The 21,209-nt window shown below is 36.3% G+C and carries 16 protein-coding genes; 11 read left to right on the top strand and 5 right to left on the bottom strand.

Annotated elements, in window-relative coordinates; translation table 11 throughout:
* Positions 1-14 precede the first annotated feature (14 nt).
* The 3 genes from BR72_RS23970 to BR72_RS23960 all read left to right on the top strand — a co-directional run bounded on the left by BR72_RS23970 (position 15) and on the right by BR72_RS23960 (position 2,004).
* Positions 15-995: a DUF7018 domain-containing (lipo)protein gene (locus BR72_RS23970; RefSeq protein WP_231559764.1), complete on the top strand. Its 981-nt coding sequence runs from the start codon at positions 15-17 to the stop codon at positions 993-995.
* Positions 996-1,013: 18 nt separating this feature from the next.
* Positions 1,014-1,202 carry a hypothetical protein gene (locus BR72_RS23965; protein WP_035437880.1) on the top strand — a complete coding sequence of 63 codons (189 nt, stop codon included), beginning with the start codon at positions 1,014-1,016 and terminating at the stop codon, positions 1,200-1,202.
* Positions 1,203-1,269: 67 nt separating this feature from the next.
* Positions 1,270-2,004, top strand: coding sequence for a DUF975 family protein (locus BR72_RS23960; RefSeq protein ID WP_035437878.1), 735 nt, complete (start codon positions 1,270-1,272; stop codon positions 2,002-2,004).
* Between the two features lie 215 nt (positions 2,005-2,219).
* On the opposite strand, the gene BR72_RS23955 is transcribed toward BR72_RS23960, so the two are convergent.
* Both BR72_RS23955 and BR72_RS23950 read right to left on the bottom strand, forming a co-directional pair.
* A complete protein-coding gene (locus tag BR72_RS23955) occupies positions 2,220-4,085 on the bottom strand; it encodes an ABC transporter ATP-binding protein (protein WP_035437877.1) in 1,866 nt (621 codons plus the stop codon).
* The gene (locus tag BR72_RS23950; RefSeq protein ID WP_035437875.1) at positions 4,082-6,301 is read right to left on the bottom strand and encodes an ABC transporter ATP-binding protein; all 2,220 of its coding nucleotides are present in this window, start codon (positions 6,299-6,301) and stop codon (positions 4,082-4,084) included. The genes BR72_RS23955 and BR72_RS23950 overlap by 4 nt, the downstream gene beginning before the upstream one ends.
* Positions 6,302-6,680: 379 nt before the next feature.
* On the opposite strand from BR72_RS23950, the gene BR72_RS23945 reads away from it, so the two are divergent.
* The 5 genes from BR72_RS23945 to BR72_RS23925 all read left to right on the top strand — a co-directional run bounded on the left by BR72_RS23945 (position 6,681) and on the right by BR72_RS23925 (position 13,194).
* A complete protein-coding gene (locus BR72_RS23945; protein ID WP_035437873.1) occupies positions 6,681-7,802 on the top strand; it encodes a TIGR04053 family radical SAM/SPASM domain-containing protein in 1,122 nt (373 codons plus the stop codon).
* A gap of 329 nt (positions 7,803-8,131) precedes the next feature.
* Entirely contained in the window at positions 8,132-8,971 is an 840-nt protein-coding gene (locus BR72_RS23940; protein ID WP_035437871.1) for a DnaD domain-containing protein, read from the top strand.
* Positions 8,968-10,248, top strand: a complete 1,281-nt coding sequence (dnaB, locus tag BR72_RS23935; protein ID WP_035437870.1) for a replicative DNA helicase — start codon at positions 8,968-8,970, stop codon at positions 10,246-10,248. Before BR72_RS23940 ends, dnaB begins: the two co-directional genes overlap by 4 nt.
* Before the next feature lie 453 nt (positions 10,249-10,701).
* Complete coding sequence (locus BR72_RS23930) at positions 10,702-11,352, top strand: AmiS/UreI family transporter (RefSeq protein WP_231559763.1); 651 nt, start codon at positions 10,702-10,704, stop codon at positions 11,350-11,352.
* A 1,086-nt stretch (positions 11,353-12,438) separates the two neighbouring features.
* Entirely contained in the window at positions 12,439-13,194 is a 756-nt protein-coding gene (locus BR72_RS23925; protein ID WP_035437867.1) for an SDR family oxidoreductase, read from the top strand.
* A gap of 231 nt (positions 13,195-13,425) precedes the next feature.
* On the opposite strand, the gene BR72_RS23920 is transcribed toward BR72_RS23925, so the two are convergent.
* Positions 13,426-14,082 carry an amidase domain-containing protein gene (locus BR72_RS23920; RefSeq protein ID WP_035437866.1) on the bottom strand — a complete coding sequence of 219 codons (657 nt, stop codon included), beginning with the start codon at positions 14,080-14,082 and terminating at the stop codon, positions 13,426-13,428.
* A gap of 722 nt (positions 14,083-14,804) precedes the next feature.
* Between BR72_RS23920 and abc-f the strand changes: the two genes are divergently transcribed.
* A complete protein-coding gene (abc-f, locus tag BR72_RS23915) occupies positions 14,805-16,433 on the top strand; it encodes a ribosomal protection-like ABC-F family protein (RefSeq protein ID WP_035437864.1) in 1,629 nt (542 codons plus the stop codon).
* Between the two features lie 674 nt (positions 16,434-17,107).
* On the opposite strand, the gene BR72_RS23910 is transcribed toward abc-f, so the two are convergent.
* On the bottom strand, positions 17,108-18,130 hold the full coding sequence (locus tag BR72_RS23910; RefSeq protein ID WP_035437862.1) for a GH25 family lysozyme: 1,023 nt from the start codon (positions 18,128-18,130) through the stop codon (positions 17,108-17,110).
* 270 nt (positions 18,131-18,400) lie between these two features.
* Positions 18,401-18,874, bottom strand: coding sequence for a MarR family winged helix-turn-helix transcriptional regulator (locus tag BR72_RS23905; protein WP_035437860.1), 474 nt, complete (start codon positions 18,872-18,874; stop codon positions 18,401-18,403).
* A gap of 362 nt (positions 18,875-19,236) precedes the next feature.
* Here BR72_RS23905 and BR72_RS23900 point away from each other — a divergent pair, with 362 nt between their 5' ends.
* Both BR72_RS23900 and BR72_RS23895 read left to right on the top strand, forming a co-directional pair.
* Positions 19,237-20,361 carry an RNA-guided endonuclease InsQ/TnpB family protein gene (locus BR72_RS23900; protein ID WP_081904991.1) on the top strand — a complete coding sequence of 375 codons (1,125 nt, stop codon included), beginning with the start codon at positions 19,237-19,239 and terminating at the stop codon, positions 20,359-20,361.
* 207 nt (positions 20,362-20,568) lie between these two features.
* Entirely contained in the window at positions 20,569-21,195 is a 627-nt protein-coding gene (locus tag BR72_RS23895; protein ID WP_035437855.1) for an FMN-dependent NADH-azoreductase, read from the top strand.
* Positions 21,196-21,209: the final 14 nt, after the last annotated feature.

The following is a 21,209-nucleotide window of genomic DNA, read 5'->3' as shown; positions in this document are numbered from 1 at the left end:
AAACAAAGGGGTATATGTTTATGAAAGCAAAGAAACTGGTAACTTTAGCACTTCCTATTATGTTATTAGGTGGTTGTGGAACAGTAGAGAAACCTTCTAAAGAAGCAAAGACTGAGTCTAAATCAGAGTCAAAAGCAGAAGCAAAAGAGTCTAGTAAAGATGTTCAGAAAGTAAGAGTTTTAGCAGAAGACTACCCTCAATACTTAATAGACTTAGGTAATGAGTTTGAAGCATCATTTAAAACTTTAACTACTAATATAAATGATTCTCTTGACGGCAAGAAATCAAAGCAAGACATTCTATCTAGTATAGACAAAGCAAATAAGGTAATCGCTAAGTTTGAGGCAATTGACCCACCTAATAAATATGTAGATACACAAAAGGATATTGAAAAGGCAGTTGTAAAGTATAAGAAATCATTATCTTTGTTAAAAGACGCTTATACAAGAGATAAGTCAAACTCAAATGATAAGAGAACAGACAAGGAAATCGTTGAACAGGCTGAACAGATTTTACATGAAGGTGATAAGTACTGGATTGCAGTCTACAAAGAGATGAAAAACGAAGTAACAAAATCAAAAGGTGGAGGGGTAGAGTCTCAAGACCTAAAAGATTCCACTACAGATGCAGGGGTAGACTACAATGCAGTTAAAAAGAACGTACTAGATGGTACGGAGTTAATTGCTAATTGGGGTGTAACTCGTGATGGTAAGTTTAACCCGTTATTTATCTTAAAAGGCGGGAGTCCTAAGACATTTGAGGTATATACCGCAGGTGATTATCCAAATAAAACAAACTATATCGAAGGTACATGGGAGTACGATAAGTCTAATATGATGTTAAAACTACATATCTCAAAACAAATGGCAAATGGAGTAGTAGCAGAAGTTGTCCATAAAGACATAAACTATAAAGTGCAAAACTACGATACAAAGAGTTTACAATTGTACAATGAGGATTCAAAAGCTATAACTCGATATGTGAAACAAAAGTAGTGCAAGAGGTATGAAAACGTGCTAAAACGTGAGGAAGTACTATCAAGTGAATTAAAGTTAATTATAAAGAAAGCATATCAAGACGGAGAATCTTTCATACCACAAAGAAGTGACGTATCATATAAAGTCCAAAACTTTACAGATAGTAAAATGCAACTATTTGATGGTGATTCTTTCCAAACATACCGTTTTACAAAGCAAAAATAAATGAATGTTGTTAAAAAATACTATTATTATCCATATAATAACAAATTAAAGGAAAGGTGAGGTTAAATTGATCAGTGACTTTAAAAATGCAGCTTTATCTTCATTAAAAGGTAAATGGGGATTAGGAGCAGGGGCATCGTTTTTGTATTATATTATTTCTACTATTGGCACGTTTATTATCGGATTTCCGCTTTTCTTCCTAGGCCTCTTATTCAGTGAAATTATGAATGTTATTGCTTCCCCTACAGGAGATGAGAGGTTGAATGCAGTAGGTGCTACTTCTTATGTACTTACTTTCGTGATTATATCTGTTGTTTTGATAGGTTTACAAAGCATTATGAGTTATGGATATTGTAATCTTACATTACGTTTAGCGAAAAGAGAATCTACTACAATTGATGATTTGTTTGAGGGATTTCGAAAAAAGAATATATTTAAATCTATAAAGCTAGCTCTGTTAATGAGTGTATACGTATTTTTATGGAGCTTATTGCTGATTGTTCCAGGTATTATAAAATGTTTCTCTTATTCTATGGCTTACTATATTATGTTAGATCATCCAGAATATACGGCGAGCGAAGCGCTTAAAAAGAGCCAAGAAATGATGAAAGGGCACAAATTCGATTTATTTATACTGTCTTTAAGTTTTATCGGATGGTTCATTTTAGGGGCTGTTATTCTATTTTTCACAATTGGTATTCCGTTTCTTTGGATTTATCCATATTACTTTACAACAATATCGCACTTCTACTTGAATTTAGTGAATAGAGATACAGCTATGGAAGAGAAAACAGTTATCTAGAAGGAGAATATGGTTTATTTCGTGCTTCTTCACGATAACAGTACAATTGAAATATCATATAAAAGAGGCTATCCAAAAAAGTGAAACTTTTGGATAGCCTCTTGTTTTGTATGTGCTTTTTGATCTGATTATGTCTTCAATGAATTTGATAAAAGAGCTTCAATTACTAAAAAGAGAACACTCCTCTTAAAAAACAGAGGAGTGTCCCATCAATCTCAAGAAGCATCCGCACTCTCAAACTGACTATTATAAAGCGAAGCATAGAAACCATCAGCTTTCAACAACTCTTCATGATTACCTTGTTCTACAATATCCCCGTCTTTCATCACAAGGATTAAATCGGCATCACGGATTGTTGATAATCTATGAGCGATGATGAAGCTTGTTCGGTCTTTCATGAGGTTTTCCATCGCTTTTTGAATGAGTACTTCTGTACGCGTATCGATGGAGCTAGTTGCTTCGTCGAGTATTAATATTTTCGGATCCGCTAGAAGGGCGCGGGCAATTGTTAATAATTGCTTTTGTCCTTGGGATACGTTGCTTGCTTCTTCGTTTAGTTCCATGTTGTATCTATTTGGTAATGTTTTGACGAAGCTGTGCACGTGAGCGGCCTTCGCTGCTTCGATGACTTCTTCGTCCGTTGCATCAAGTCTGCCGTAACGGATGTTTTCCATGATGGATCCGTTAAATAGCCAAGTGTCTTGCAGTACCATTCCGAACATACTGCGCAAGTCTTCACGAGTGAAGTCTTTTATATCGTGACCGTCTATACAGATTGCACCGCTATTTATGTCGTAGAAACGCATTAATAGTTTTACGATTGTCGTTTTTCCTGCTCCGGTTGGACCGACGATTGCGACCTTTTGGCCAGGTTTGATAGTAGCAGAGAAGTTGTTGATGATCGTTTTGTCTGCATTGTAACCAAACTCAACATCTTTGAAGGTAACTTCTCCGTTTACTTTTTGCAGATTCACTGGATTTTCTGATTCTGGCACTTCTTCTTCTTCCTCTAAAAATTCAAAAACTCTTTCAGCAGCAGCAGCTGTCGATTGAAGTACGTTCGCGATTTGCGCGACTTGAGCGATTGGCTGCGTAAAGTTTCTTACATATTGTACAAAGGCTAAAATGTCCCCAACTGCGATGGTTCTTTTTACCGCAAGCCATCCACCTAAAATCGATACAGCGACATAACCAATATTCCCGATAAACATCATAATCGGCATCATCATTCCAGATAAAAATTGCGACTTCCATGCCGAGTGGTAAAGGGTATCATTTACCTCTTCGAATTTCTTCACTTCTTCTTCTTCTTTGTTAAAGGCTTTAACGATATTGTGACCACTATAAATTTCTTCAACTTGCCCGTTTACGTGTCCTAAATATTCTTGCTGGGATTTGAAGTATTTTTGTGATCGTTTTACGACTGCCATAATGAGAATCATCGATACTGGCAAGATTAACAGTGCGACTAATGTCATTTGCCAGCTAATTGATAACATCATGATAAATACACCGATAATTGTAATGACTGATGTGATGATTTGCGACATACTTTGATTTAACGTTTGGCTCACTGTATCTACGTCATTTGTAATTCTTGATAATACTTCTCCGTGCGTTGTTTTATCAAAGTATTTCAGCGGCATCCGGTTAATTTTTTCATCGATTTCTTTTCTGAAGTTATAAGATACCTTTTGGGCTACCCCGGAAATGATATAGCCTTGGATAATGCCAAACGCAGCGCTCAGTATATATAATCCAAGAAGTAACAAGGCGATGTTTCCGATATAGGTAAAGTCAATTGCCGCACTGGTTGCTCCTGTTACTTTATCTACAAGTCCTTCGAAAAGTTTTGTTGTTGCTTTTCCTAAAATTTTTGGACCGACGATTGTAAAGGCTGCACTACCGATCGCGAAAAAGATAACGACTAAGATTGATAATTTATAAGGTTTCAAGTACTCGAGGAGCTTACTCATCGTTCCTTTGAAGTTTTTTGCTTTCTCAATCTTTTGCATGCCGCCGCCCATATGACCGCCGCCATGACCACCTTGTTTGTTGTGCTCTATTTTTCGTTTGCTCATGATGACAACTCCTCTCTTGAAAGTTGTGATAAAGCAATTTGCTTATAAACTTCACAGTTTTCCATAAGCTCTTCATGCGTACCAGTTCCGACGATTTTTCCTTCATCCAGTACAATGATCTTATCTGCATTCATAATCGTACTGATTCTTTGCGCAATAAGTAAAAGAGTACTTCCTGCAATTTCATTGTTTAAAGCTCTGCGAAGCGCAGCGTCTGTCTTAAAGTCAAGAGCTGAGAAACTATCATCAAATATGAAGATTTCCGATTTTTTCGTAAGAGCACGGGCAATCGAAAGCCTTTGTTTTTGACCACCAGAAACGTTCGTACCACCTTGTGATATCTCTGTCTTGAAACTTTCAGGTTTTTCGTTAATAAACTCCATCGCTTGCGCAATTTCTGACGCTTTTACTAATTCTTCTTCACTTGCTTCTTTCTTACCGTATTTCAAGTTACTTTCAATCGTACCGGAGAATAAAACTCCTTTTTGCGGTACATAACCAATTTTTTCTCTTAATTCCTTTTGAGATACTTCTTTAACATTCGTACCATCTATTAAGATTTCCCCGCTTGTGACGTCGTAAAAGCGCGGAATTAAGTTGATTAATGTTGATTTCCCGCTACCTGTACTTCCAATGAAAGCTGTCGTTTCACCAGGTTTTGCAGTAAAGGTGATATTGGAAAGTACATCTTCTTCTGCACCTGGATATCTAAAGCTAACATTTTTAAATTCAACGTAACCTTTCTTGCCAGGCGAGAATGCTTTTGGCTCCGCTGCATCATGAATGGAAAGGTCAGTATCTAAAACTTCTGCGATACGTTGTGCGGATACAGAAGCACGTGGAACCATAATCGATACAAAAGAGATCATTAAGAAGGCCATGATAATTTGCATTGTATATTGCATAAATGCCATCATATCACCAACTTGCATATGTCCCATATCTACTTGGTGTGATCCAACCCAAATAATGAGTAACATCACAGCATTCATGATAAACATCATCATTGGCATCATAAATGACATTAAACGGCTTACAAATAAATTTGTTTTTGTTAAATCTTGATTTCCTTTTTCAAATTTCTTTTCTTCATGTTTTTGATTGTTAAACGCACGAATGACAAGCATACCTGTTAACGATTCACGCGTGATTAAGTTAATTTTATCGACTAACTTTTGAATCATTTTAAATTTAGGGATGGCCACGCTAAATAAACCAATGACTAAGCTTAAAATTGCGATAACCGCAACGCCGATAATCCATCCCATGGAAAGGTCAGTACTTAGTACTTTAATGATGCCGCCTATACCTAAAATTGGTGCATAGAAGACGATTCGAAGCATCATCACCATCAGTGTTTGCACTTGCTGGATATCATTTGTACTTCTTGTGATTAACGAGGCAGTAGAAAACTTATCAAACTCAGCATTCGAGAAATTTGTCACTTTCCGGAACACTTTCTTTCGCAAATCTCTGCCAAGCCCAGCTGATACTTTTGCTGCCAGTAAACTCACGATCACGGTAGCTGCCATACTTACTAATGATAAAAGCAGCATTTTCCCGCCAGAAGTAAGAATATAATTGGATTGAAGTTTATCTGTATCGATACCAATCTTTTTATATTCATTCTCAATGAATGAAACAGCCGCCTGTGTTACCATGCTGCCTGGCATCTTTTTAAACTTTTCATCCGCTTTTTCTTTCATCGCATCGATTTGATCTTGAGGGAGTTTCGCAATGACTGTGAAAGGATCTGTATTTGGCGGAAGCTTCATTTCTGTTTTGCTGTCATTACCGCCTTTTTCAATTCCTTGTGTTATTAACATCGGTTTCCCAAAGATATCATTCAGTTCACTGATTGTATTTTTATCCGTTGTATGTAGCTTATAAAGTGGTTCTTTATCAAGCTTTGGATAATCTTTTAAGTCATTTTTCAGTTCACTTCGGGAAAGATTGTTCTTATCTAACAGAACATAGTTGTCAGTTACTGTTTTCTTCTCTTTGTCATTCATAAAGAGCGTAAGTTTATCCATCTCACTTTTACGAATAACTTCAGGTACTGCGTTTTCGACACCTTTTTGTTGAATCCCTACATTGACAATGTTAGACATGTAGTCTGGCAGTGATAGATCGCATACTGCCTGCACAGTTAAAAGACATACAACCGCAATGATGGAAGTAACAAATGGTTTTAAATGTTTGATGATCTTTAACATTCAATGCATCTCTCCATTTTCCGTTTCTAATTTTGAATTTTTTCTTTTTTCTTCAGTTTACTCGCTCTTTATCTATTTTCGAACACAGATTAATTTTATGACTACATTAAGAGGTAATGCAAATTTTAGAGCTTAAAATATAAAGATAAATTGAAAACTTGAGGAGAGAGGATTTGGTCATGCGTGTTGATTAACGAAAAATAGATAGTTCTCTCTCGCCGTGCAAGTTCACTGAAAAGGGATGAGAAAGAAGTTGGTGAAGAACCCCCACTGATTAAGGTTTCACTTTATAACGACAATTTCATACGTGATGTATCTCACAACATAAATGGCTATATAACTTTACAATGAGGATATAAATTGATAGGAGGGTTTAATTGTGATTAACCGTGATTTTAACAAAAATCCATTTATTGTGATATGGGAGTTAACGAGAGCATGCCAATTAAAATGTCTTCATTGTCGTGCGGAAGCTCAGTATCATCGTCATCCTCTTGAGCTAACATTTGAAGAAGGTAAAAAATTAATTGATGATATATATGAAATGAATAATCCGATGCTTGTTTTTACTGGGGGTGATCCGTTAATGCGCCCGGACGTATATGATATTGCGGATTATGCGATAAAAAAAGGTGTTCGAGTATCTATGACACCAAGTGCTACTCCAAATGTTACGAAAGAAACAATTCAAAAAGCAGAAGAAGTAGGGCTTGCAAGATGGGCATTTAGTTTAGATGGGCCAACAGCTGAAATACATGATCATTTTAGGGGAACAGAGGGATCATTTGAATTAACAATGAATGCGATTCGTTATTTGCATGAATTGAAAATTCCTATTCAAATTAATACGGTTATTTCTACTTATAATGTGAATGTACTTGAAGATATGGCAAAGTTAGTAGAGGAATTAGAGTGTGTGCTTTGGAGTGTATTTTTCTTAGTTCCAACTGGGCGCGGCAAGGAAACAGATATGATTTCACCAGCCGAGCATGAAAGAGTATTCCAATGGCTATATCAATTAAGTAAAAAGGTTTCTTTTGATATTAAAACAACGGCTGCTCAGCACTACAGACGCGTTGTTATTCAACAAAAAATGAGAGAGAATAAAAAAGCAAATCAGGCTATTCAATATCAAGATGTATTGATGAATGGAATGACGGGGCAAATTGATGGACTTGGTCGTGCTCCAAAAGGGGTAAATGATGGAAATGGCTTTGTATTTATCTCTCATATTGGAGATGTGTATCCAAGTGGGTTATTACCTATCAAAGCCGGGAATGTTCGAACAACACCACTAGCTGATATTTATCGAAACTCTCCGATCTTCCAAGACTTGCGTAACCCGGACAAGTATAAAGGAAAGTGTGGGGTTTGTGAGTTCCGATATGTTTGCGGAGGATCTCGTTCTAGAGCCTTTGCGATGACTGGAGATTACATGGAAAGTGAACCTTTCTGTGTATACATTCCAAAAGCATTACGAAAACAGAAACAAAACGTATAAAAATGGGACATGAGTACTTTTTACTCACGTCCCATTTTTTGAATGAGCATTTAGAGGGAAGTAAAACATATTGAAATCCTATTAATAGCCCCTTATAAACCCCTACCAAGCCCCTTGCAAGTAATAAATCATTACAAAAACAAAAGAATTACTGCTACAAGAATCTTAAAAAAACAAAAACAAAAAAACTACTACAAGAATTTAAAAAATAAAAACAAAAGAACTACTACTACAAGAATTTCAAAAAAAATAAAAATCAAATTACCAAATTCCCGCTTTTCTCCTTATATATAGTAAGGAACAGCATTTTAAAAACGGGAGGAATATAGATGGCGGTATATCGAAATGTGCAGGTGAATTTTTGGCAAGATGAGTTTGTGCTCGACTTAACGCCGGAGGAACGCTATTTTTACATATATTTGCTGACATGTTCGAAAACGACGCAGTGCGGAATGTATCCGTTGCCACAGCGTTTAGCAGAGATGGAAACGGGCTACAACAGGGAGACTGTTGATAAATTGTTGCAGCGGTTTATCGAATATGGAAAGATCTTATACGATGCGAAAACGAAGGAGTTATATATCATAAATTGGCTTCGTTATAACCCAATTACAAATCCGAACGTTGAGAAATGTGTACTTCGGGAGTTAAAGACTGTGAAAAGTAAACAATTTGTTCAGATGTTTCTTCAAAAGTGCTTGGAGGAAGAGATGAATATTCCGCTGTTGGTAGCGCATTTCGGTATTCCGGTTGAAACGCCAGAAGAAGAGCCTGAAAGCTGCGGGGCAGAGAAGGAAATAGAACCGGGCACGAATGTATTTGCGTTTTATGAACAAAACTTTGGCAGCTTGTCACCGTATACGGCTGAGGAACTGACTGCGTGGATAGAAGATTTGTCAGAGGAACTCGTCATAAAAGCACTCCAAATTGCCCATGAAAACAATAAGCGGACGCTTGCGTATGTGAAGGGAATTTTGCGAGATTGGCACGGAAAGGGATTTACGAGAGTCAGCGAAGTAGAGGAGGCGGCGGTGAAGTTTCGGAAGAAAGGGTCGTCCATTGTTTTGGAGACTGAGCAGTTTCTAGAGGAATGCGAGGAGTGGAAGAAAAACGTGCCATCTGAAGATGAACTGCAGAAGTTCTTAACAGAAAAGGGGTGGCGTCCATGAGCATTCAAAACGTCGAAGCGGAACAAACGGTATTGGGTTCACTCCTCCTTGATGGAGAGCTTATTAAAGAGTGCAGGTTGACGGAACACCACTTTTCTACTGCTTTGCATCAAGCGATATTTAAGCTAATACGGGAAGTAGAGGAAGACGGCCAGCCGCTTGATCTCGTTACGCTCGTTTCGAAAATAGATCCTTCTTTTTTAGCGCAAATTGGCGGGATTGAGTACTTTGTTAACATCATCGAAAGTGTACCGACGACTGCCAACTTCACTTATTACGAGGGGCTAGTTCGAAGTGCCTGGAAAATGCGCCGTGCAGGAATGGTCGGGCACAGTATGAGTGAACGACTTTTGGCGGAGAAGGATGAGAAAATCATCGGCGAGGCGATTACGGCTCTTTGTGAACTAGAAGAGGAAGAGTGTACGTTAGATTTTGACTTAAAGGATACGCTAGTTGGCTTATATGAAGAGTTTCACCAAGACGTAGAAGAACTAACAGGTATTGAAACTGGTTTTTCCGCTTTAAACAAGATGACGTGTGGTCTGCAAGATGGTGAATTTGTTGTAATTGGAGCGCGGCCTTCGATGGGGAAAACAGCGTTCGCTTTAAACATTGCCTTTCATGCAGCTAGATCGGGCGTTGCAGTTGGATTGTTTTCTTTAGAGATGAGTGACAAGCAACTGTTAAAACGGATGGTTTCCTGCGCCGGCGGAGTATCAGGGAAGAGGCTGAAAAATCCGAAGCATCGTTTCACGATCGAAGACTGGGAAAAAACGAGTTATGCCTTCGCGGAAATTGGCGATCTCTCGCTAGAGATTTATGATAAAGCAGGTGTGACAACACAGGAAATTTGGGTGCAGGTTCGCAAGCTAAAAAGAAAGCATCCTAATAAAAAACTGCTCGTCATTATAGATTACTTACAGCTCATTACAGGCGATGCGAAATATAGAGGAAATAGGTTTCAAGAAATGAGCGAAATCTCCCGCAAACTGAAGTTGCTAGCTCGCGATTTAAACGTGTGCGTCGTAGCACTGTCGCAGCTATCCCGCGCGGTTGAGTCGCGCCAAGATAAACGTCCGCTTTTATCTGACTTAAGAGAAACAGGACAAATTGAACAAGATGCCGACATCATAATGTTCATGTACCGAGACGATTATTATGATAAGGAAACAGAGCATAGAGATGTGACAGAAATTCATGTGGCGAAGCATCGGAACGGGCCAGTTGGGGTAGTGAAACTTTGGTTTTTGAAGGAGTATGGGCGATTTGTAGAGTGATGTATCTATTGAAGGAACACGAAGTTATTGATATGCGATGATTTTGGTCGTCTATCCCGCTATTCGCGGGCAGTAAGACTCCCGCCTCAAAATTCAGCGAAAGCAAAGAATGTAGGTGGGGGATAAACTGCTGGCATGCGCCCGATTGGTGATAGAAGTTTCACTTTATATTTTACTATTTTTTGTGTTATTTACTTTTGTATTAAATGCTGTTACTATATTGATATCATTTTCATAGCTTAATGCATACTCTTTTGGAAGCGCTTAATTGAAAAATTATATGCATTTCAAATGTATGATCTGTTGTAAATGTATCTAAATACAAGCAGTTTCTCTGTCACATGTTATTGGAGAAGAGGAATTGCTTTTTATCGTTAAAACTATGAAAAAATGAATGTATGATGTGAGGAGGTATCGTTGTGAAAAACAGTTTTGTTTTTCACAAGAATATATATGGGGAATGTTGGATTATTACTTTCTGGTGCAGCGCTCTTTTTAAATAGCTTTGTGATGCTAGGAAAAGCGGACGAAAAGAGTGTAGGTGTTTTTAATTTATTTGTAGGTGTACTGCAAATTATTATTCCTTTCTATTTAATTGTAGTATCTGATCAAAGTAATTGGACAGTTTATTTATATGCAGCTACTTTTTTATTTGGTTTCACTTATTTATATGTAGGAATTACTTTCATTGCAGGATTGAAGGGTGATGGATTAGGCTGGTTTTCTCTTTGGGTAGCGATTATTGCAATACTCTACATGATTGTAGCTATTATACATTTTCATGATATCGTTAATGCGTTAACTTGGTTGATGTGGGCATTTCTATGGTTCTTATTTTTTATTTCGAATGCACAGAAAAAGAACATCAATTATTATGTTGGAAAAATAGCTTTTGTACAGTCATGGGTTACACTAACTGGCCCTGCTCTTCTTTCCCTTATAGGTGTATGGGAAACTTCTTATGTATATAACTTATGGATATGTATATCTATTCTTTCGATTATATATTTCTGTGTTTGTACATTTAAGTTGAAAGGGAATGTAAATGCTGTTCATAAAAATATAGATACGCACACCGTTGAAAAGTGTGGAAACACGAAGTGAAGTTAATTTATTAAGCTAGGATTGATCACAATCCTAGTTTAGCTGAATAAGAGAATGGAGCATCATCAAAAATGATTTTGATGATGCTTTTTTTGTAGAAATAAAACTTTTGAGCGGCCTCGTTTTTGGCATGAAAATAAAGTGAAACTTTAATCAGTGGGAGTATTACTGCCCACGAGTAGCGGGATAAAGAATGGTCTTTATGTCCGAAAGATGAAATAGATCATTCTTGCTAACTACAGAATAATGATCATGGAGTCCATACGAAAAATCCCTCGATACTATAGAAAGTATTGAGGGATTTTGATTGATAAAGAGGGGGGAGTTGCTAAAATTTGCAAGATGCTAGTTTTTCAAGCTAATACCTCAATTATAGATGTGTGTGATCGTTTATAAGATTATCATAATGTAGAAGCTGTAGGGTGTTGTATTTTTTCTTTGTTAGATGAAAAAAATAAACGTTTAAAATGTTTGTTTTGTGAGATTATTTTATAGGTAGTGTATAATATCCTCTCTGCTTAGAGGTTGCCCAAAAGTTTCACTTTTCGATATGATTCAGCTCAGCGAATCGACTACTTACATGTCGAATATCGTCGAGTGGTCTTTAAAACGTGTCGAAGCGCCGATATATTGCAAAGAGTGGTCGATAACGAAAAAGAGATGATTAACAACGAGCAGATTGCATGAAATAGAGAATAGAAATACTTATTTCATTATTTCGCTTTGCGTTGCTTGTCCACTTACGATTGGTGTATATCGTAATATATTTCTTAATTATTAAATTGATTATCACCAGCAAAAAAAGTAAAATAATAGTAGAGATGTAATGAAAGGGGAATTGAAATTCTACATGTGGCAAATCTTGTAATGATTACGAAATGAAATGAATAGCGTGCTTTTCCTATCTATACGGGTGGAGTGTGTCTATTTATTGAGATGATAATCATACAAGGGATGCATGGTGTGGAGTGATCATTCCATTTACTAGGCGGATACCTGTGTGTATCGGCTTTTTATTTGTTATGAGAATAATACATCTCTACTTATACATATCATCGTGTCCCTATTTAATAGGGGGAATATGAAATGACACATTTACAAAATAAAGTTGCACTTATAACAGGAGTAAGTAGTCCAAGAGGGATTGGCGCGGCTATATGCCGCGAATTCGCTTCTCAAGGTATCGATATTTTCTTTACGCATTGGCAGTCTGAAATTGGTTGGCCAGAGACATTTGAAAAAGAGATTTTGGAATTAGGAGTTCGCTGTGACAGCTTAGAAATGGATCTGTCAGATGCAAATGCTGCCTTTGCAATAATGGATACTGTTTCAAAGCAGTTTGGTTCTCTTTCGATTTTAGTGAATAATGCAGCATATTCAACGAGTGATGGATATGAAGAGTTAGATGCTCATACACTTGATAACCATTATGCTGTTAATATGAGGTCGACTTTTCTTCTTTGTACGGAATTTGCTCGTCGTTTTGAGAAATCGAATAGAGGCGAAGGAAGAATTATTAATATGACATCTGGACAAGAGCTCGGGCCAATGATTGGGGAATTGGCCTATGCTGCAACGAAAGGAGCAATTGTTGCTTTTACGAAGTCGTTATCGGCAGAACTTGCACCTTTAGGGATTACGGTTAATGCGGTAAACCCAGGACCAACAGATTCAACGTGGATGACGGATGAAATTAGAAAACATCTGTTACCTAAATTTTTAATGGGACGCATTGGTATGCCGGAAGATGCAGCGCGCATCGTGGCATTTCTTGCTAGTTGTGATGCAAGGTGGGTCACGGGTCAAGTGATTAACTCAGAAGGTGGGTTTTTGCGAAGTTAAATGAAGTAACATTGATAAGTGTATTTATATTAATGTTAAATAAGAAAAGACATCCAAAAGGATGTCTTTTCTTATTTTTTAGATCTACATATTAATTGGGTTTGATAGAGTTGGGTTTTTACTGTAAAGATTGAAGAAAAAAATGTGTTATAACTCTATGTCATTGTAACATTATTTTAGAAGAGGTATTTATGCAATTTTACATACATGGAATGTTTAATATGGTGATTCTTAACTCGAAAATTTAATTACTCGAAAATTCTCTCCTTGTATATTTCTAATATCTAAAGCTTCTCTATCGTTAGTATGTCCTGTTAAATAAACAGTTTCTGAATCCTTTTTTACTACAAACATTGCATGATAATAACTTCCGCCTGATTTTTTTTGAAGTTGTATAACATCCCCAACTTCAATATCCCTCATAATATTTAATTTATCTGGAGTAATTACTCTTTGAGTTTTACTCCAAAAAGTATAAAAATCTTCGACGTTTATCCATGTACTAGATTCAGTAAAAATATTATCACCTTGTTTTTTGCTGTACCAGTAATTTTTATTTGTATCAATTCCTGAAGGTTTTATAGTTGATGGAAGTGTTTCTTGTATTCCGCCAGCTTTTAGAATTTGAGAGACATAATTCATACAATCGTTTGGATCCCATTTTGCATACTCAGGATTCCTCTTGTTCCACCAGTTATTCACATAATCTAATGCATTTTTTATATTAATTTGTTGAGTTCCGATTAAATTATCAGTCACTAATTCATCTTGGTTTTTTTGATAGTTATCTGTTGTTGATGCTAAAGCAATTGTATTGTCTAGTGTATTTTGAGTAACCAAAATGCCCAAAAATAATGTTGTGCATATAATTTTTTTCTTAAATTTCATACAAACCTCTCCTTACTATTGTTTTTTGAATTTAATTATATTGTTTTGGTGATATCGCGTACATTTTACATAAATTAAGAGATTCCTTTGTTTTATTTTTTTAATAGGGTATTTATGTTAATCCGAAATAAATCTTATTAAACTCGGATTATTTTTATACACTATCAAAAACCTAATATTGTAAAAATTTCCACAAACTAATGAAGAAACCTTTTAAAAAAAATTGAGAAACATTTGTTATAAATAAGAAACCATTTCATGCTATTATGATTCCTCCTAAACATTATTTGGCAGTCTAGGGATCTGTGGCGGTATCCCATACCCATCAACCCTCAAATACAAAAAACGTTATCCTTTCTAATAGTTTAGCTTGTTTAGAAAGAATAACGTTTTTTTAATTCATCACAAATAAATGCTGCGTTATTGGCGACTGTCGCTGAGTCAAATCGTCTTGTTTACGAATACAGTATTATCATGGTACAATATGGATATTAACGACGGAAAGGATGATGGGTGGACGATGATTAACTAATCTTATTTTTACATGTTGAAATTTGATATTTCAATTAATAAAAAATAGGATTAGTCTGCCCATTTTCCATAAGAACGTATTGCTATTCCATACAATAGCTTATTTGGGTATAAATAATATAACGACTAATCCTGCCAAATATAATTGGGAGGATTTTTTTGTTCTCCTTTTATCGGAAGGGATCGATAGTATGAAGGAACTTTTAAAATTAAAAGATGTTTATGTAGAAATAATGGAACATTCTTTGTTAGAACAAATGAAAGTTACAGTGAAGCAAGGAGATGTTATTGGAGTTATAGGGCGAAACGGTGCTGGGAAATCAACTGTTTTGCAATTGATAAATGGAAAAATAGAACCGACAAAAGGGCAGCTAGAATGGCAACAGATGAATGTAACGATGGCATATGTTGAACAAGAGAAAGAGGTCTTTACATCTAATGAAGTAACGACAGTAGAAGCGGAACTTCTTGCGAAATGGGACGTACCAACGAACGATTTTCATACGTTAAGTGGTGGCGAAAAACTGAAAATTCGACTTGCGAAAGGATTTGCGCAAAATTCAACCCTTTTAATGTTAGATGAACCGACAAATCACTTAGACGAACATGGTACAGAACTTTTGATTGAACAGATAAAAAGCTATCGTGGAACAATCATTGTTGTATCACATGATCGGTATTTCTTAGATGTTGTTGCGACGAAAATTTGGTCGATAGAAGATAGACAGTTAATTGAGCATAAGGGGAATTACACGAGTTATATGAAATTTCGAGAACAAAAAAGGCTTACGCAGCAGCGCGAATATGAAAAGCAACAAAAAAACATTGAACGTATAGAATCGCAAATAAAAGAATTAACATCATGGTCACAAAAAGCACATGCACAGTCAACGAAACAAGAGGGATATAAAGAATATTATCGTGTTAAGGCGAAGCGAACGGATGCACAAGTGAAGTCAAAACAAAAACGTCTGGAAAAGGAGCTTGAAAAAGAGAAAATAGAGCGTGTTAAGCCAGACCAAGTTGTAGAGTTTTCCATTCAAACGAATAAAAAGGTAGGGAAGCGTTTTTTAGAAGTGAAGCAATTAGGAAAATGTCTTGAGGGAAGAACATTATTTGAGAAAGTGAATTTCACAATTCAACATGGCGAGAAAATAGCAATCGTTGGTCCGAATGGCTGCGGGAAAACAACGTTATTGAAGATGATTATGGGGCATGAAGTGGCCCGAGGAGAAGTATGGGTTTCACCATCTGCAAACATTGGTTATTTAACACAAGAAGTATTTGATTTACCACTTGAAAAAAGACCAGAACAATTATTTTATAAAGAGACTTTTGAAGAAAGAGGAAAAGTCCAAAATTTAATGAGACATTTAGGGTTTACATCTTCACAATGGAAAGAGCCAATTAAGCACATGAGTATGGGTGAGCGTGTAAAGTGTAAGCTCATGAAGTATATTTTAGATGAAAAAGATGTGCTGATTTTAGATGAACCGACCAATCATCTTGATTTACCTTCCCGCGAACAGCTTGAAGCTACATTAGCAGATTATAATGGCACATTGCTTATTGTTTCGCATGATCGGTACTTCCTTGAAAAAACGACTAACAGTAAACTAGTGTTTTCAAACAATCATATACAAAAGCAATTGAAAGAACCATCTCAAAAAATAGATAATCTCACCGAATTACGTTTAAAGCTTGAAACAGAAAGACAAGAAGTTTTAGGGAAACTTAGCTTTTTAACTCCTAAAGATGAAGCGTACACGGAGCTTGATAAAAGATTCAATGAACTTACAAAGCAAATAAAGGAGCTTTAATACTCGGATAAGAATGTATGAGTTGCTTAGAAAAAAGAAAAGCTGCTTTCTCTTAGTGTAGAGGAAAGCAGCTTTTCTTTTTCATTTGCTTCGTACGTCATCGTGATCTTTATCAACAATCATTTCTCTTCATTATAAAAGCATGAGTTCAATACCAAACTCATGCCTAGGAATTAGTCAAATTTCAAGAATTAAGACAGATAGAAGTGTTGCTACCAAAACTAAGCCAATCGTTAAAGCTTTAGTAACTGCAATAAACGCTGATATAGATTTATTGGAAAAGAATATCAGGGCTTATCTCATTTGAAAAGGGAAAATTAGTTTCATTTATCTTAACCTCATCAATCAATTCTCGAAAATGACAGGATTTTTGCAGCGAAATAGAAAAAAATAGGGACAGCCGAGATGCGTATCTCGGTTGTCCCTATTTCTATACTGCGGTAACTATTCAGCCGTACATTTCATTTTTCAGCACATAGATTGCTGCCATGAAGATAAAAACGCCCTACACACCTTGCTACCTTTTTTTTGTTTTCAAACTTTGCGCGTGGCAGGAAAAGGCACTGACCGCTCCTATACATAGCCAGTCTCTCTTGACCACTTAAAAAATGCTTTTCCGTCTTTTTTCATAGAGTGACTGAATAGTTACATACTGCGCGGAGTTTGTCCGCTATTTAACAATCAGAACATGAGGAAAGTAATTGATAATCTATATAACTAGGATCATAGTAAATGAATTGGTTTCCTCCTAAATTTAACCATCCATTTTGTTCGTAATATACTTTATAAGCTTCATTTTGATATAATGTACGAATCACATTACCATTCAAAGAAGGTTGATCTCTTAAATTCACATTATCACCTGTAATTGTAGCAACACCTATATAGTTGCAATAACAAATATAGCTAGGATCATAATAAACAAATTCATTTCCTCCTAAGTTTAACCATCCATTTTGTTCGTAATATACTTTATAGGATTCATTACGATTTAATTTTCCAATGACATTGCCACTCAAAGAAGGTTGATCTCTTAAATTTACATTATCACCTGCGATTGTAGCGACTCCTATAAATGCGCTGCTAGGTCCGTTGTTATTATTACCGGTATCCAAATCTACATAGGATATATTCAAATCGACATCCCCGTTAATGCCTTCTATACTTCCGGTATCTGTGTATTGCCAAATATCACAATCCATTCCAGGGCCGCTTGTACTATAACGTGCAACCCATAACAAGGTGTTTTGTAAACGTGAAATGTTTAGGCTATTTTTGAAGAAATATAGATTGCTATAAACGCCAGTACTAGAATACCCCGCATTTTTTAATTCTGTTAAAAATGCATTCACAGCATCTGTTAACGTATTCGGATCTAAATTTCCATCATTGACTTCTACATCGACAAATACAGGGGCAGTTAACGTGACGCTCTGTAAATTTTTAATAAAGAAAGCAGCCTCTTGTCTTGCATCATTAATAGAGATTGCTCGAAAAAAGTGGTAAGCTCCTGTCAGAATACCAACATTGTTCGCACCGTTTATATTGTATTGAAAAGTTGGATCTACAAAATTGCTACCTTGCTCAGAGCCTTCTGTTACTTTTGCAATCATAAAGGTTACTTGATTCGGATCATTCTTTACTTGATTCCAATCAATTCTACCTTCATGGTGACTCACGTCAATTCCAAATGACATAATATAACACTCCAAAAAAAATATTTAATCTTTTGAGGGATTATACTATTTTATATTCTGAATATCTTAAAATGTTAATAAATATGTAAGGGAATTTGTATTATTTCTCATTTAAATTATGATAGGATTCGACTAAGACATATGTATTGCAGTCGAACCCTATGACCATCAAGCTCATGTTATAAACAAAAATCTTGTTTTCATTTGGATAGAAAAATGCTTGCTTTTATCATTTGAGAGATTATTTGTTTCGTAAGCTGTTCTTTATATTTACCAAACAGGTTTTACGCTCGATGATAATTTCCCTTCATTTGCTTCATACACTAATTTTGTTAAATCTTCTTTGAGCATTTGCATTCGTTCAGCACCTATGTTTTCAATCCAGCGCCCCTCAATTTTATCTAGTATCTCATCTTTTGCTTTTACTGCTAACCAACCTCGTTCGGTTAAAACAATAATTTTCCCTCTTTTATCTGTGGGATGACTCTGACGCATTACATAACCACCTTTTTCAAGATGATCGACCATTTTACTCACAGCTTGCTTTGTAATTCCTAAGTATTCAGCTAGTTCTATCCCTGTTGCTCCGTCAGGGATGATGCGTTTAAACATAAAACCATGTGCAGGTCTAATATCTCCAAAACCTAATTCATTCATTCTGTTATTTAGTTCATCAATCAATGTACTAAAGGATAATGACAAAAGTGATGTAAGATCTAATTCACGAATTACTTGATGATTCATCTATAATTCCTCCTTAAATAAGGTCAATTAAGTTGACTTTATTTGAATTTTATTGTACTATGCGTAATGTGGTCAATCAAGTTGACTATATTTTAAGAGAAATGGGATATCCTTTTTAACATATTTCGAAAAGAATTCCCCTTCCTCAAGGAATGAGAAGGGTGAAGCCCAATGAGTAGGGAGGGGATGAATTTTGGTTGGCGTAAGCCAAAAGGTTGAAAAAGGCATTTCCTCAAATTAGATAGAATGTATGTAAAGAATGCTTTTGATCTCAAGGTTATTGTTTGCTGGCTGTGGGCAGTTCGCTATTAGAAATGCTAAAACAATACATCGAAACTTAAGGACAAAACTAACGGGGGGTGATGACAATGTTGTTGAATCAAAAATATGAAATCTTCCCAACAGAAGCACAAAAAGAAGTGTTAGACCGTTGGTTGCAATATTGTCGTCAAACCTATAATTCTGCCTTGCTAGACAAAGAACGGAAATATAAGCAAAACAAAGAAAATTACGATCGTTATGATATGCAAAGACAACTTACATTGGACAAGAAGGCGTATCCTTTTCTAAAAGAAATGCCTTCTCAGCCTTTGCAAGAAGTGTTTGCACGTCTGAAAAAAGCCTTTGATCATTTCTTTCGTAAAGATGCAAAGTATCCAAAACAGAAAAAGTATAAAGACTACAATAGTATGACATTTTCGCAATTTGGATTCAAACCAAACGGAAAGCATCGTTATGCGATGTCTTTTTCTGATCACGGTAAGTTATACAATAAAAAATTGGGAGAAATAGAGATCCTACTTCATAGACCGCTTGAAGGAGCAATTAAGCAACTGATTCTCAAACGTCAAGGAAAAAGATGGTACGCTATTTTCAGTGTCGAAAGACAAGTGGTACCATCTGATATCGATACTAATCGTGCGATAGGAATTGACGTGGGATTACATAAGTATGCCGTTCTTTCTAATGGTTCAGAGTTTGAAAACCCTAGATTTCTCCGTGAAAAAGAAAAGCAACTACAGAAAGCACAGCGAAAACTTTCTAAGAAGAAAAAAGGTTCTGCTAACTTCATAAAACAAGCCCGGCGTGTTCGCAAGCTACATGAAAAAGTAGCGAACCAGCGCAGAGATTTTCTTCATAAACTCAGTTACAATCTAGCGAAAGAGTATTCCGTTATCGTTGTAGAAAATTTGAACATTCGTAACATGGTTAGAAATAGGAAGTTATCGAAGTCTATTTCTGATGCTGGGTGGGGAATGTTTCGAAACATGCTTGCTTACAAATGCGAAAATCATGGCGGTGTACTCATTAAGGTAGAACCAAAGTATACTTCACAAGACTGTTCTGTTTGTGGGAATCGTGTGAAGAAGTCTCTCTCTATTCGAACTCACATTTGTACAAAATGTGGAACGGTATTGGATAGAGACTATAATGCGAGCTGGAACATCTTACAAAAAGGATTAGAAGAATTGCTTGCCACAAACTAGAGTCTACAAACTGTAGGGCAAGGTTATGTCCGAACAGTATAATCTACGCCTGTGGAGACTGTGTAAGACGCAGTGGGACCCCCTACTATGCAACGGTCTATGAAACAGGAAGCCCCTTCTTCAATCAGACCGTAAGGTGGATAAGGAGGGGTTATTCACCGAGTCAACATAGAACAACGTAAGAGTGAATAACAGGAGGAAAACAGAATGACAACAGTTTTATTTGTAAAAGCAAACAATCGTCCAGCGAACCAAGCGGTGAGTGTGAAATTATACGAGGCTTTTTTAGCGAGCTATAAAGAATCACATCCAAATGATACAGTGGTAGAGCTTGATTTATACAATGAGGAATTGCCGTATGTAGGCGTAGATATGATTAACGGTACATTTAAGGCGGGGAGAGGACTTGATTTAACAGAAAAGGAAGCAAAAGCAGTAGCTGTTGCTGATAAATATTTAGATCAATTCCTTGCAGCTGATAAAGTTGTATTTGGTTTCCCATTATGGAATTTAACAATCCCAGCTGTACTACACACATATATTGATTACTTAAACCGCGCGGGCAAAACATTTAAATATACGCCAGAAGGTCCAGTAGGTCTGATTGGAGATAAGAAAATTGCATTATTAAACGCAAGTGGCGGTGTATATTCGAAAGGACCAGCAGCTGAAATGGAAATGGCTGTTAAATATGTAGCAAGTATGATGGGCTTCTTCGGTGCAAAAGATATCGAGAAAGTAGTGATTGAAGGCCACAACCAATTTCCTGATAAGGCAGAAGAAATTATTGCTGCAGGGCTTGAAAAGGCTGTTAAAGTAGCAAGTACGTTCTAATTAACAAAACACTA

It is taken from the genome of Bacillus sp. UNC322MFChir4.1 (genome assembly GCF_000746135.1).
Lineage (GTDB): Bacteria > Bacillota > Bacilli > Bacillales > Bacillaceae_G > Bacillus_A.
The sequence above is the reverse complement of the archived record's forward strand: the minus strand, read 5'-3'. Positions and strand labels throughout refer to the sequence as shown.

What these genes read in the sequence shown, in the direction of transcription:
- BR72_RS23910 (WP_035437862.1), bottom strand. Translation starts at nt 18,130, where the DNA reads ATGTCATTTGGAATTGACGTGAGTCACCATGAAGGTAGAATTGATTGG.
- dnaB (WP_035437870.1), top strand. Translation starts at nt 8,968, where the DNA reads ATGAGCATTCAAAACGTCGAAGCGGAACAAACGGTATTGGGTTCACTC.
- BR72_RS23905 (WP_035437860.1), bottom strand. Translation starts at nt 18,874, where the DNA reads ATGAATCATCAAGTAATTCGTGAATTAGATCTTACATCACTTTTGTCA.
- BR72_RS23950 (WP_035437875.1), bottom strand. Translation starts at nt 6,301, where the DNA reads ATGTTAAAGATCATCAAACATTTAAAACCATTTGTTACTTCCATCATT.
- BR72_RS23900 (WP_081904991.1), top strand. Translation starts at nt 19,237, where the DNA reads ATGACAATGTTGTTGAATCAAAAATATGAAATCTTCCCAACAGAAGCA.
- BR72_RS23970 (WP_231559764.1), top strand. Translation starts at nt 15, where the DNA reads ATGTTTATGAAAGCAAAGAAACTGGTAACTTTAGCACTTCCTATTATG.
- abc-f (WP_035437864.1), top strand. Translation starts at nt 14,805, where the DNA reads ATGAAGGAACTTTTAAAATTAAAAGATGTTTATGTAGAAATAATGGAA.
- BR72_RS23895 (WP_035437855.1), top strand. Translation starts at nt 20,569, where the DNA reads ATGACAACAGTTTTATTTGTAAAAGCAAACAATCGTCCAGCGAACCAA.
- BR72_RS23925 (WP_035437867.1), top strand. Translation starts at nt 12,439, where the DNA reads ATGACACATTTACAAAATAAAGTTGCACTTATAACAGGAGTAAGTAGT.
- BR72_RS23920 (WP_035437866.1), bottom strand. Translation starts at nt 14,082, where the DNA reads ATGAAATTTAAGAAAAAAATTATATGCACAACATTATTTTTGGGCATT.
- BR72_RS23930 (WP_231559763.1), top strand. Translation starts at nt 10,702, where the DNA reads ATGGGGAATGTTGGATTATTACTTTCTGGTGCAGCGCTCTTTTTAAAT.
- BR72_RS23955 (WP_035437877.1), bottom strand. Translation starts at nt 4,085, where the DNA reads ATGAGCAAACGAAAAATAGAGCACAACAAACAAGGTGGTCATGGCGGC.
- BR72_RS23940 (WP_035437871.1), top strand. Translation starts at nt 8,132, where the DNA reads ATGGCGGTATATCGAAATGTGCAGGTGAATTTTTGGCAAGATGAGTTT.